The sequence below is a fragment of the Nocardioides sp. Z30_9 genome (assembly GCF_058215735.1).
The window spans coordinates 18,749-30,661 of record NZ_JBZAJF010000001.1; the positions used below are offsets into that span (position 1 = coordinate 18,749).

Consider the following 11,913-nt stretch of genomic DNA (forward strand, 5'->3'; position numbering starts at 1 on the left):
CATCCGGGAGCGATCGGCCAGGGCACAGGGACTGCTGTGCCGGGACCAAGTGCCCATCTACGCGGGCCACCCCCGTCGGCCAGTCGGCGCACGCAGGTCACCGGGCCAGGGACTTGCCCCACTGCTCCGCGCGGTCCAGCTCCCCGTCGAGCAGCGGACCCGGGCTGTCGACGACGTAGAAGCTCTCGGTGGTGACCACCCGGCCCAGGTGGTGGCGGCGTACCTCCTTGCCGGCTGCCTTCGCCGCGGAGCCCGGGAGGTGGCGCACCTTGGTCACGCGGGTGTCGAAGGTGGCCACGTCGAGGTGGTCGGACTCCGGCAGCCGATCGAGCCATTCGCGCAGCCCGGGCTTCTCGTGGCCCGGAGCAGCGCCCTGCTGCACAGCGGTGTCCCGGGTCGCAGGCCTCGTCATCGAGAACGCGTGGGTGGGGCCGCCCATCACCACCAGGTCGATGCCGTCTGGGATCGGGACGGGGGCGTGCGCCACCTCGACGACCTCCACGTCGCCGAGCCCACGAGCGACTGCCTTCGCGACCTGTCCGGTGTTGCCCCACATCGACTCGTAGACGACCAGCGCGCCCATCACCCTGCTCCTTCCATGTCGAAGACCAGGCGCGCCGGCACTTCGCCGGCGAGGACCTCGGTGAAGCACTCGTTGACGTCCTCGATCCTGCGGCGCGCGGTGATCACCCGGGTGCGGCCGGCTGCGTGCAGGGCAAGACAGTCCGCCAGGTCGTTGCGGGTCCCCACCAGGGACCCGATCACCGACTTTCCGCTCAGCACGGTCTCGAAGATGGGGATCTCGAGCGTGTTCTCGGCGGGCAGGCCGACCAGGACCATCCGGCCGTTGGGGTTGAGTGCAGCGTGCGCGGCGCGCATCGCGCTGGGGGAGGGGACCGTGACCAGGGCGACGTCCACACCGCCGATCGCCGCCAGCTCGGCCTCTTGGTCCCCGCGGGCGTCCACGACGTGATCGGCACCCAGGTCCTGGGCGAGCCGCAGCTTGTCCTCGTGGACGTCGACCGCCACGGTCGTGGTGCCGAAGATCTTGGCGTACTGCAGGCCCAGGTGGCCGAGTCCTCCGATGCCGACCACCATCGCTGTCTCGTTCGGCTGGGGGTGGGCGACCTTGAGCGCCTTGTAGGTGGTCACCCCGGCACAGGTCAGAGGTGCGGCGTCGATCGAGCTGACGCCGTCGGGCACCTTCACGACGTGGCTCGCGTAGGCCAGGGCGTACTCGGCGTAGCTTCCGTCCATCGTGTAGCCCATGTACTGAGGAGTCGTGCAGTAGGTCTCCCACCCACCGACGCAGTAGCGACAGTGTCCGCAGGCACGAGCGAGCCACGGGAGCGCGACCCGGTCACCGACCGTGAGGGGCACCTCGGTCTCGCCCATCTCGGTGATCGTGCCGACTCCTTCGTGGCCGGGCACCAGAGGGATCTTCGGCTTGACGGGCCAGTCCCCGTGGGCTGCGTGGATGTCGGTGTGGCACAGCCCCGATGCCTCGATCCTGACGAGGACCTGGCCGGGTCCGGGAACGGGGACGGGGACGTCCCGGATCTCCAGGGGTGCCCCGAGCTGGGGGACGACTGCTGCCTTCATGGGTTCCTCCTGCAGGTGATCGCTCCCTCGACGCTAGGGCGGCCAGCTGCTCCCGGGCAGGGACACCGGACCGCCCGAACGGGGACCTACGTCCCGAACCGTCGACTCGTGACCGGGCGACGACCTCCGAGGGCCGGGTCGCCCCGGGTCGCCGGGTGTGTCGGTGTTTGCGAGAGCGCTATCGTCCGAAGGGGGATGCCCGCACCGGTGCGCGCCGGGATTGCGACGGTGGCACGGCGAGCCGAGCAGGTCCTCGATCGCCGGATCCCCGGAAGGAGTCCGCGATGTGCAGGTGGCTCGCCTACACCGGTTCACCGGTGCTCGTCCACGATCTGCTCTACCGGCCGAAGCACTCGCTGATCGTGCAGAGCCTGAGCTCCACGATGGGTGCCGAGGCGACGAACGGCGACGGCTTCGGCCTCGGGTGGTACACCGACCTTCCTGCTCCTGGTGTCTTCCGAAGCGCCGAGCCTGCGTGGAACGACCGCAACCTCGAGGAGATCTCGGCACACATCAGGTCGCACTGCGTGCTCGCCCACGTCCGTGCCTCCACCGGCTCACCGGTGCAGCAGAGCAACTGCCACCCGTTCCGGCACGGGCGCTGGCTCTTCATGCACAACGGAGGCATCCAGGACTTCATCAGGTTGAAGTACGACTTGGCGATGGCTGTGGACCCCGTCCTGTTCGGCGCCATCGAGGGGTCCAGCGACACGGAGATGTTCTTCTACCTGGCGTTGACCCTCGGCCTCGAGGAGGACCCGGTGGGTGGCGTGAGTCGGGCCGTGGGGCTGATCGAGGAGACCGGTCGTCGCCACGGCGTGCAGTTCCCCATGCAGATGACCGTCGGGATGACCGACGGTGAGTCGTTCCACGCCTTTCGGTACAGCAGCGAGGGACGCTCCCGCACGCTGTTCCACAGCACTGAGGTCTCGACCCTGCAGCAGCAGTACCCCGACAATCCGCTGCTGCGGGGGCTCTCCGAGGACGCCCGGTTGGTGGTCTCCGAGCCGTTGAGCGACCTGGAGGGTGCCTGGCGGGAGATCCCCGAGTCGACGTACCTGGTGATCCGGAGGGGCGAGCAGCAGATGCTGCCGTTCGCCCCGACAGCGGTCCGTGGTGGCGGTCGGGACGCCCCCTTCCAGGCCTAGGTGTCGTCGTACCGCTCGTCCTGCTCGGGAGCGTCGAGGGTCCGCCGACGCTCCTGAACGGTTCCGACGAGCACGCGGGCAACGACCCCGATGAGCACCATGTTCGCGATCATCTGCAACGTCACTGCCGCTCGGGCGGCGTCGCTCCGCGCCGCGATGTCGCCGAACCCCACCGTGGCGAAGACACTGACCGTGAAGTACACGGCGTCGAGACGGGACAGGGTCTCGGTGAAGCTGTGCGGATCCGCGCGGTCCACGATGACGTACGACGAGCTGAAGCTGAGCACCAGCAGCAGCACGCTGATCGTGATCGCCTCCACTGCACGGAGCCCCGGGAAGGGCGACCGGGCGACCAGCACGATCTGCCAGGTGACGACGAGGGCCAGCACCAGCAGGGACAGGGTCAACCGGATCGTGGCCGCGTGACCGAGGCGCGGCTCCATCGGCGCCGTGACGTAGACGAGGACGAGGACGCCGGTCAGGACGAGGATGCGCGCGATGCAGGCAGTCAGCTCTCGGGCGGGGCCCGCGCGTCGGACGACTGCAGGACGTGCTCCGAGAGCCTCGCCCACCGTGAAGCGTCGGCGGTCCTGCTCCATCACCCGATTCTCCCACTGTGCTCCTCAGGCAGTGGGGGATCGTCGGGTCGCGGCGAAGGGCGCCTCAGGTCGTGACGTGGCGGTGGGGCGCGCGGGTGAACCAGCCCACGGTGATGCCGACGAGGACCCCGATGACGGTCTCCACACCCCGGTCGAAGAGCAGGGTGCTGGTCGGCGCGGGGGAGACCAGGTGGACCATGAGCAGCGCCAGCGGCGTCACGGCGATCAGGGCGATGGCGTAGTTGCGCCCCACCCAGAGCTCGGCGCCCGCCTGGAGGACGACCACCACCAGGATCAGGGCGAGACCGGGAAGGTCGGCTGCCAGGAGCGCCGCTGCGAGCCCCAGGCCGGCCAGCGTGCCCAGGACCCGCTGGGCGCCCCGCGCGAGCTGGCCGGTGAAGTCCTGGTGGGTCAGCGGCACCACGGCCGACACCATCGCCCAGTAGGGGTGCCCGATGCCCGCGGCGGTGGAGAGCGTTCCTGCGATGGCGCAGCTCGCCACGACCCGCCCTGCGTGGCGCGTCGCGATCGCGCTCAGTGGGACCCGACTCCGCGCGTGGTTCGCGGACGCGTGGCGTCCCGGCCGGGCCGCGCCGAGTCCGCCCACGAGGACCGAGAAGGCCGCTGAGGACCCCGCGACCGCACCGGCGATCCAGAGGTCGGTCGGCTGGGACGGGATCGAGGCGCAGGCGGCGAGGGCGAAGACCACGAATAGGGATCCAGGGGGGTGCCAGTCCTGGGCGTCGGAGAGCAGCGAGGCGAGTCCCGCGGCGGCCGCCGTGACGGGGATGGCGAGCCAGTCACGATGCGACGACAGGCCGACAGCCACACCGACCAGCACCGAGCCGGTGAGCACCGCGCCCACCGTGAGCTGCATCCTCAGGCGCGAGAGATGGACGTGGTTGCGGCCATACAGCGAGGTGAAGGCACCGAAGGCGGCGTAGATGGCCCAGTCGAGGTGGCCGACCGACCACAGCGCCAGCAGGGGCACCGCCACCAAGACGGACGCGCGGGCGGCGACGCGGTGCGAGCCTGCGTGCGGCCCGACGCGCAGGACGCGTGCGATCAGAGGTGGTCCCGACATCGGGAACCATCTTCTCCCAGTGGTCAGCTGCCCCAGCGCAGGTGGTAGGCCATCAGCGGTTGCATCGCCGCCAGCAGGTCCCGGCCGCGCGGGGAGAGCCGGTAGCGCACCGAGACCGGCGTCGTGGGGATCACCTCGCGCTCGACGAGGTCGTGGGCCTCCAGCTCGCGCAGGCGGGCGGTGAGCAGCCGCGCGGAGATCCCGTCGACGGCAGCCTCGATCTCGCCGAACCGCGTGGCCCCGCGACCGAGGGCCAGCATGATCGCGCCCGTCCAGCGGCGACCGACGAACTCGAGGGGGGACGTGGCCTCCCGGCAGGTGGCGTCGTCGATCGAGTCCTGGCGTACGGCGGTCGAGCTCCTCGTAGTCACTTACTCATCGTAACCTACTTACGCGTGGTTGGCGCTTCGTCGGCGTACGACGCATGCTGGCGTCATGCCCGACTACGGTCACACCTTGCGCTTCGGATCCTTCATCACGCCGACGGCCGGCTCGCCGCAACGGCCCGTCGAGCTCGCAGTGCTCAGCGAGGAGCTCGGCCTCGACCTCGCGACGTTCCAGGACCATCCCTACCAGCCGTCCTTCCTGGACACCTGGACGCTGATTTCGTACGCCGCCGCCCGCACCGAGCGGATCCACCTGGCCGGCAACGTGCTCAACCTGCCGCTGCGCCCGCCCGCCGTGCTGGCGAAGTCGGTTGCCAGCCTCGACCTGCTCTCCGGTGGCCGGGCCGCGCTGGGACTGGGCGCCGGCGGGTTCTGGGACGCGATCGAGGCCTACGGCGGCACCCGGCGGACCCCCGGGGAGGCGGTGGACGCCCTGGCGGAGGCGATCACCGTCATCCGCGGCATCTGGGACACCTCGGACCGATCGATGCTCGCCGTCGACGGCGCGTACCACCGGGTCCGCGGCGCCAAGCGCGGCCCGGCGCCCGCGCACGACGTGCCGATCTGGCTGGGCGCGCTCAAGCCGCGGATGCTGCGCCTGATCGGCCGCGCGGCCGACGGCTGGCTGCCCTCGCTGCCCTACCTCCAGCCCGGCGACCTGCAGCGCGGCATGGCGGTGATCGACGAGGCCGCCCGGGAGGCCGGCCGGGACCCCGCGGAGGTCGTGCGGCTGCTCAACATCCCCCCGGACACGGACACCGACGAGCTGGTGCGCCTGGCCCTCGAGGACGGCGTCAGCACCTTCATCGTGATCGGCGACGACGAGGACGGCCTGCGGCGCTTCGCCGCGAGGACCGGCGAGCTGCGCGAGCGCGTCGCCGAGGGACGCGAGAGCTCCGGGGTGCGCGAGCGTGTCGGCCGGGCCCGTGGCGCCTCGGCCCTGGCCAAGCGGCTCCCCGGCATCGGGTACGACGAGCTGCCGCCCGAGCTGGCCGAGCGCGCCGTCGAGCCGGGGGACCCGGGGTACGCGCGCTACACCTCGAGCTACCTCCGCGGCGGTGCCCCCGGTCTCGCGCTGCGGCCGCGGACGGTCGCCGAGGTGCAGAGCGCGGTCGCCGTCGCGCGTGAGCACCGCGAGCTGCCGCTCGGCGTCCTCAGTGCCGGGCACGGCGTCTCCGGCCGTTCCCTCAACCGCGGCGGGCTGGTCATCGACGTCAGTGCTCTCGACACCGTCGAGGTGCTCGACGCCGAGACCGGACGGGTCCGCCTCGGCCCCGGCGCCCGGTGGGTCGACGTGGCCCGCACGCTCGCGCCGTACGGGCTCGCGATCAGCAGCGGCGACTACGGCGGCGTGGGTGTCGGCGGGCTCGCGACCGCCGGTGGGGTCGGGTGGTTCGCGCGCAGCCACGGCCTGACCATCGACCACCTGACCGCGGTCGAGATGGTCCTGGCCGACGGGCGCATCGTGCGCACCAGCGCCGACCAGGAGCCCGACCTGTTCTGGGGCGTGCGCGGCGCCGGGGCCAACTTCGGCATTGCCACCTCCTTCGAGCTCACCGCTGCCCGGGTCGGCACGATCGCGTTCGCCCAGCTCGCCTTCGACGCCGACGACACGGCGACCTTCCTGGAGCGGTGGGGTCGGGAGATCGAGTCCGCCGACCGCAGCGTCACCGGCCAGGTGATCCTCGGCGCTCGACGGGACGGGAAGCGGATCGCCCAGGCGATGCTGGTCGTGGACTCCGAGGACCCCGACACCGTCGTCGAGCGCCTGCAGCCGATCGCCGAGATCGCGCCGCTGGTGCAGCAGCAGGTCGCGCTGGCCACCTATGACCAGCTGATGGGGCTGTTCAGCAGCGACGAGCCTCAGCGCGGTCGGAGTGAGCCGCACATCCACTCCGGCCTGGCCGACCACCTCTCTGCCGAGCTCGCGACGGAGGTCGCAGACCTGCTCGACGCGGGCACCTCCTACTACTTCTCGATCCGCGCGGTCGGCGGCGCCGTGTCCGAGGTGCCGAGCGAGGCCACGGCGTACGCCGGTCGCAGCGCCGCGTTCTCGCTCTCGGCCTTCGGCGCCAGCTCGGCCTTCGACGCGGCCTGGGAGCGGCTCGTCCCGCACCTGTCCGGCAGCTACCTCAGCTTCGAGACCGGCACCGGACCGCAGTGGATCGAGCGGGCCTTCCCACCCGCCCACCTCGCGAGGCTGCGTCAGCTCAAGGGCCGCTACGACCCCACGGGCCTGTTCCGCGACAACTTCTTCATCGCCCCGGCCGACGTCGAGGAGGGCTCCGCCGCCTGACTTCTCCGCACCCTCTCCGTTGGGCCGTGCTGCCTACAGTTGAAAGGGTGGCAGGCAGCCCCCGCAGGTCCAGTCGGCCGGGAGTCGGACTCGACGACGTCCTCCTGGACGTCAAGCTGTCGGTTCCCGAGCCACGTCCGGGGCTGGTCAGCCGGGCGACGCTGACGGACACGACCAGGGACTGCGGGGTCGCCGTGGTCGGGGTCACCGCAGCCGCCGGCTACGGGAAGTCGACGCTGCTGGCCGAATGGGCCCGGCGCGAAAGGCGCGGGGTCGGGTGGATCTCGTTCGACGCGCACGACGACGACCCGAACGCCCTGCTCTTCCTGCTCGCCTCGGCCTTCGAGCGCGCCCTCCCCGAACAGGCCGGCCTGGCCGCAGCCATGACCGGGCTGGGCACTGCTGCGCTCGGACGGGGAGCCCCGCGCCTCAAGCGTGCATTCAGCCAGGCTCCGGCGCCGTTCGTGCTGCTGCTCGACGACCTGCACGAGCTCAGCTCACCGCAGTGTCACGACGTCCTCGACGTCGTGCTGTCGGCGATCCCGCCGGGCTCCCAGGTCGTGACCGCCAGCCGTCACGCCCAACCACACCTTCCTCGCCTGCGCGCCCACGGGGACGCCCTCGAGCTCACCGCGACCGACCTCGCCCTGGACGCGAGTGCTGCGGAGCGCATCTTCGCGGCGGCGCGCGTCGAGGTCACCCACGAGCGCGCCCTGGAGGTGACGGAGCTGACCGAGGGCTGGCCGGCGGGCCTGCATCTGGCTGCCCTGATCGAACGTGACGGGCGAGAGCGGGAGTGCGACGTCACCGGGAACGACCACTACATCGCCGACTACCTGCAGCGCGAGGTCTTCCACCGCCTCGATCCGGCGACCCAGCGGTTCCTGCGGCGTACCGCCTTCCTCGACCAGCTGCACGGCCCGTTGTGCGACGCCGTCCTGGAGGAGTCGGACTCCCAGGACCGGTTGCGCGCCCTCGCAGGCTCGAACTCGTTCGTCGTCGCCCTTGACCGGCGCAGGGAGTGGTACCGCTACCACTCCCTGTTCCGGGACTTCCTGCTGGGAGAGGTGCGCCAGCATGACTCGGAGATGATCGAGAAGCTGCACGTGCGGGCTGGGGACTGGTTCCAGTCGCACGACGCACCGGCCCTGGCGGTGGAGTGCCTCCTGGACACCGAGGAGCGCGACAGGTGTGCGCAGCTGGTCGCAGAGCTCGTGCAGCCGACGTACGCCGCGGGGCACGTCTCCACGGTGCAGCGATGGCTGCGTGCGCTCGGTGACTCCACGATCGCGGCCAACCCACCCCTCGTCGTGCTCGCCGGCTGGGTCGCCGCGTCGGTGGGGGAGCCGCTCGCCGCCCAGCGTTGGGCCGCCGTGGCGGCCGACGCTGCACACGACCTTGCACCGAGGCAAGGGGAAGCGTCGTTCGCGTCCTCGCGCTCGATTCTGCGCGCCATGATGTGCGCCGAGGGCCCCGAGCAGATGATGGCCGACGCGACCTCCGCGGTGGCCGCGGAGACGCCGTGGAGCCCGTGGCGTGCCACCGCTCTGTGTGTCCTGGCCGAGGCACACCTGCTCGCCGGCGCGCCTGCCCGGGCCACGACGGCGTTGGAGGAGGCGACTGCGACCGGACTCGCCTTGGGGAGTGCTGACGCGGTCGTGCTCAGCGAGTCCGGTCTGGCCCTCATCGCCATGGACGACGGACGGTGGGCCGAGGCGACAGCGCATGTGGACGTCGCGCTGAGGTTGTTGGACGAGCACTTGATGGAGGACTACGCGATCAGCCTGCTCCCGCTCGCGGCCGCGGCCCGTCTGGCGGTGCACCAGGGCGACCTCGTGGACGCCGATCATTTGCTCACTCGCGCCATGCGGGCCCGTCCGGGGGCCACGTTCGTGCATCCATGCCTCGCCGCCAGGGGCCGCCTCCAGCTGGCAAGGGTGTACTGGACCCGTGGCGACCACAGCAGCGCCCGCCACCTCCTGCGCGAGATCGACGACGTCCTGCGTCGTCGTCCACGACTCGGGACCCTGGTCGACGAGGTCACCGCCTTCCGAGAGACGACCGTAGCCGCGACCACCCGCAGCGTCCGCCACGACGTGCCGCTCACACCCGCAGAGCTGCGCCTGCTGCCGTACCTGCAGACGCACCTCAGGATCACCGACATCGCGCAGCGGCTGCACGTCTCGCGAAACACCGTCGCCTCCGAGGTCTCGGCGATCTACCGCAAGCTCGGCGTCACCTCGCGGGGCGAGGCGGTCCAGCAGGCGACCTCGCTCGGCCTGCTCGGGCAGGAAGCGGCGTCATGACGGGCGTGACCAGCCGTCCGGCAGGTCGTCGATGTCGTCCCCCAGCGCCAGGGCCACGTTCGTGGCGGCGGTCGACACGCGCACCGGGCCGATCAGCGGCAGCAGGACGAGGAGGACGTCGACGATCTCGTCGAGGCTCGCCCCAGCGCTCAGCGCACCGTCGGTGAGTGTCCCGTAGGCGCTCACACCGCCACCACCCATCGTCACGAGAGCACCGAGCCGCACCAGGGCGGTGGTCTTCGGGTCCAGGTTCGGGACGAGCCAGCTGTCTGCGTCGCCGGGCGCCCTCTCCAGCTGCGCCACCTGGGTGAGCGCCAGCCGGTGGAGCCGCTCGCTGTGATCCATGCCTGAGTCTCGTCTCGCGCACAGGTGCGCCGGGGTCGGTGTGTGCTTGGGACGCCTGCCTGATGCTGATCGCCCTACTGGATGGTCTCCTCGGTCTCGAGCTCCGCGACGAGCTCCTGGAACGAGTCGAGCTTGTTGGGGCAATAGGTCTCGATGACGGCGAGGTCGTAGGCGATGAGGCTCGGGTCCATCACCACTCGTCGCAGGTTGTTGGAGTTGTTGCCGAACTGGAACAGCGACAGCTGGTGCTGGAGCTCTCCGGCGTTCTCACAGCTCACTCCGCCGTCGGTGCCGTAAAGGGTGGTCGCCGTCTCGACGTCGAGCTTGGGAAGTCCGGCGTCGGTCAGGTTCCGGTTGAGCTGTTGGGCCAGGCTCTTGGCTCGGGCGCTGTCGGGGCCGCTCGCGGCCCCACCCGCGCTGCAGGCGGAGAGGCCCAGAGCCACCCCCACGGCCATGGCTGCCATCCGGAGTGCTGCGGGACGGGCCGCGCGTGATCGCTTCGTCGTCATCGAACTCAGGCCTCCTTGACCGGTGCGTCGGAATGGGTGTTGTCCGGGGAGGTCTCGATCTTCCACTCCGGCTTGCGCAGCTTGTACAGGACGAACGGCCACACGCCGAGGAGGACGATGCCGGCCACGAGGATGAGGACGTAGACGCCCTGGGGTGTCGCGTCCGCGTTCCCCGAGGGCTCCACGAACCCGAGCAGGAAGGCGGCGAGGCTCGCGAGGAACCCGATCGACCCGATCACCGGCATCGCCGGCGTCCGGAAGCCGCGCGGCACATCGGGGTGCGTACGCCGCAACCGCATGGCCGCCAGGAACATCACCATGTACATCAGCAGGTAGAGCTGCACGGCCATCGCGGTCAAGATCCAGAACACCGACTGCACCGACGGCAGCACCGCGAACAGGACCGCCATGGCGGTGACGATCAACCCCTGCACCATCATGATCGGTACCTGCATCCCGCGGCTGTTGGTGCCCTGCAGGCGCGGAGGCAGGTAGCCCTCCTTGCCCACGAGGAGCAGGCCCTTGCTGGGTCCGGGGATCCAGGTGACCACGGAGGCAAGGATTCCGATCACGATCAGCAGGGACATCACCACCGTTCCCCAGGGCATCCCGAGGTGCTTGAAGAAGACGTCGAAGGCCTGGAGCACCCCCTGGGTGAGGTTGACCCCGGACTTCGGGACGCCGACGGAGATGGCCAGCGTGGGCAGGATGAAGACGAACAGGATGAGCACGACCGAGAGCACGATCGCCTTCGGGAAGCCGACACTGGGACGGCGCATCTCGGTGACGTGGACCGCGTTCATCTCCATGCCGGCGTAGGAGAGGAAGTTGCTCACGATGAGCACGATGCTGGCCAGTCCGGTGAACTTCGGGAACCACTCCGCGTCCGAGACTGCCGGGAGGTGCGAGGTGCCGCCGTCCTGCCAGTAGATGAAGGCGAAGATGATCAGGGCAGCGGCCGGGACGATCGTGCCGACGATGAACCCCCAGGTCCCCACCTTGGCGAAGGCGTCGACGCCCCGGGTCGCGATCAGGGTCGAGAACCAGTACACGATGAGGATCACCAGGCCGGTGAACAGGCCCGAGTTCGCCAGGCCCGGGTCGAAGACGTAGGCAAGTGCGGAGGCGAAGAACGCGAGCTGTGCGGGGTACCACGCCACGTTCTGCATCCACTGCTGCCAGATCGCGAAGAAGCCGATGCGGTCGCCGTACGCCTCCTTGACCCAGACGAAGACGCCGCCCTTCCAACCGCTCGCGAGCTCGGCGGCGACCAGGGCCACCGGCACCATGAACAGGATCGCGGGGAGCACGTAGAGGAAGATCGACGCCCAGTCGTAGGCGGCCATCGCCGGCAGCCCACGGACGCTGGCCACCGCCGTGGCGATCAGGATGGCCATCGAGGTCCAGCTGATGTACGCGCGCTTGGGCGCCGAGCTCTGCGCAGCCTGGGGCTGCTGACCGTCGTCCCGAGTAGCCATCTCAATACCTTTCGATGGTTGCCGTGAATCTTCGACGCTAGAAGGCCCTGCTGCGTCGGACATCACTCAGAATCAATGATTCAGCGCAGGCAGCAGGACGGCTGGTACGCCGTGCTCTACTGGAAAGGGCCGGTGGAGCGGGCCGCCCGGCCAGGGCCTC

Annotated in this window: 11 protein-coding genes; 3 read left to right on the forward strand and 8 right to left on the reverse strand. The window is 70.5% G+C overall.

Translation table 11 applies throughout. The annotated features are described in order from the left end of the window. Positions 1 to 97: 97 nt before the first annotated feature. Positions 98 to 583, reverse strand: coding sequence for a flavodoxin family protein (locus AC4BGB_RS00125; RefSeq protein WP_490543926.1), 486 nt, complete (start codon positions 581 to 583; stop codon positions 98 to 100). Next, entirely contained in the window at positions 583 to 1,602 is a 1,020-nt protein-coding gene (locus AC4BGB_RS00130; protein WP_490543929.1) for a zinc-dependent alcohol dehydrogenase, read from the reverse strand. The genes AC4BGB_RS00125 and AC4BGB_RS00130 overlap by 1 nt, the downstream gene beginning before the upstream one ends. Positions 1,603 to 1,886: 284 nt before the next feature. On the opposite strand from AC4BGB_RS00130, the gene AC4BGB_RS00135 reads away from it, so the two are divergent. After that, positions 1,887 to 2,750, forward strand: a complete 864-nt coding sequence (locus tag AC4BGB_RS00135) for a class II glutamine amidotransferase (RefSeq protein WP_490543931.1) — start codon at positions 1,887 to 1,889, stop codon at positions 2,748 to 2,750. Here AC4BGB_RS00135 and AC4BGB_RS00140 read toward each other — a convergent pair. The 3 genes from AC4BGB_RS00140 to AC4BGB_RS00150 form a co-directional block, all read right to left on the reverse strand. Continuing rightward, positions 2,747 to 3,349, reverse strand: a complete 603-nt coding sequence (locus tag AC4BGB_RS00140; protein WP_490543933.1) for an ion channel — start codon at positions 3,347 to 3,349, stop codon at positions 2,747 to 2,749. The genes AC4BGB_RS00135 and AC4BGB_RS00140 overlap by 4 nt on opposite strands. 64 nt (positions 3,350 to 3,413) lie before the next feature. After that, positions 3,414 to 4,433 (reverse strand): FUSC family protein, encoded by a 1,020-nt coding sequence (locus AC4BGB_RS00145; RefSeq protein WP_490543934.1) that lies wholly within the window; start codon positions 4,431 to 4,433, stop codon positions 3,414 to 3,416. 23 nt (positions 4,434 to 4,456) lie between these two features. Beyond that, positions 4,457 to 4,804, reverse strand: coding sequence for a winged helix-turn-helix transcriptional regulator (locus AC4BGB_RS00150; protein WP_490543935.1), 348 nt, complete (start codon positions 4,802 to 4,804; stop codon positions 4,457 to 4,459). A gap of 64 nt (positions 4,805 to 4,868) precedes the next feature. Here AC4BGB_RS00150 and AC4BGB_RS00155 point away from each other — a divergent pair, with 64 nt between their 5' ends. Both AC4BGB_RS00155 and AC4BGB_RS00160 read left to right on the forward strand, forming a co-directional pair. Beyond that, the gene (locus AC4BGB_RS00155) at positions 4,869 to 7,115 is read left to right on the forward strand and encodes an LLM class flavin-dependent oxidoreductase (RefSeq protein ID WP_490543936.1); all 2,247 of its coding nucleotides are present in this window, start codon (positions 4,869 to 4,871) and stop codon (positions 7,113 to 7,115) included. A 47-nt stretch (positions 7,116 to 7,162) separates the two neighbouring features. Beyond that, entirely contained in the window at positions 7,163 to 9,421 is a 2,259-nt protein-coding gene (locus AC4BGB_RS00160; protein ID WP_490543937.1) for a helix-turn-helix transcriptional regulator, read from the forward strand. On the opposite strand, the gene AC4BGB_RS00165 is transcribed toward AC4BGB_RS00160, so the two are convergent. From AC4BGB_RS00165 to gadC, 3 genes are all read right to left on the reverse strand, one after another. Beyond that, positions 9,416 to 9,766, reverse strand: coding sequence for a carboxymuconolactone decarboxylase family protein (locus AC4BGB_RS00165; protein WP_490543938.1), 351 nt, complete (start codon positions 9,764 to 9,766; stop codon positions 9,416 to 9,418). The two genes, AC4BGB_RS00160 and AC4BGB_RS00165, sit on opposite strands and share 6 nt — an antisense overlap. A 74-nt stretch (positions 9,767 to 9,840) precedes the next feature. Then, positions 9,841 to 10,275: a hypothetical protein gene (locus AC4BGB_RS00170; RefSeq protein WP_490543939.1), complete on the reverse strand. Its 435-nt coding sequence runs from the start codon at positions 10,273 to 10,275 to the stop codon at positions 9,841 to 9,843. A 5-nt stretch (positions 10,276 to 10,280) separates the two neighbouring features. After that, a complete protein-coding gene (gene gadC, locus AC4BGB_RS00175; RefSeq protein WP_490543940.1) occupies positions 10,281 to 11,753 on the reverse strand; it encodes a glutamate/gamma-aminobutyrate antiporter GadC in 1,473 nt (490 codons plus the stop codon). Positions 11,754 to 11,913: the final 160 nt, after the last annotated feature.

Coding starts and splice junctions, on each gene's coding strand:
- AC4BGB_RS00125 (WP_490543926.1), bottom strand. CDS start 583: ATGGGCGCGCTGGTCGTCTACGAGTCGATGTGGGGCAACACCGGACAG.
- AC4BGB_RS00130 (WP_490543929.1), bottom strand. CDS start 1,602: ATGAAGGCAGCAGTCGTCCCCCAGCTCGGGGCACCCCTGGAGATCCGG.
- AC4BGB_RS00135 (WP_490543931.1), top strand. CDS start 1,887: ATGTGCAGGTGGCTCGCCTACACCGGTTCACCGGTGCTCGTCCACGAT.
- AC4BGB_RS00140 (WP_490543933.1), bottom strand. CDS start 3,349: ATGGAGCAGGACCGCCGACGCTTCACGGTGGGCGAGGCTCTCGGAGCA.
- AC4BGB_RS00145 (WP_490543934.1), bottom strand. CDS start 4,433: ATGTCGGGACCACCTCTGATCGCACGCGTCCTGCGCGTCGGGCCGCAC.
- AC4BGB_RS00155 (WP_490543936.1), top strand. CDS start 4,869: ATGCCCGACTACGGTCACACCTTGCGCTTCGGATCCTTCATCACGCCG.
- AC4BGB_RS00165 (WP_490543938.1), bottom strand. CDS start 9,766: ATGGATCACAGCGAGCGGCTCCACCGGCTGGCGCTCACCCAGGTGGCG.
- AC4BGB_RS00170 (WP_490543939.1), bottom strand. CDS start 10,275: ATGACGACGAAGCGATCACGCGCGGCCCGTCCCGCAGCACTCCGGATG.
- gadC (WP_490543940.1), bottom strand. CDS start 11,753: ATGGCTACTCGGGACGACGGTCAGCAGCCCCAGGCTGCGCAGAGCTCG.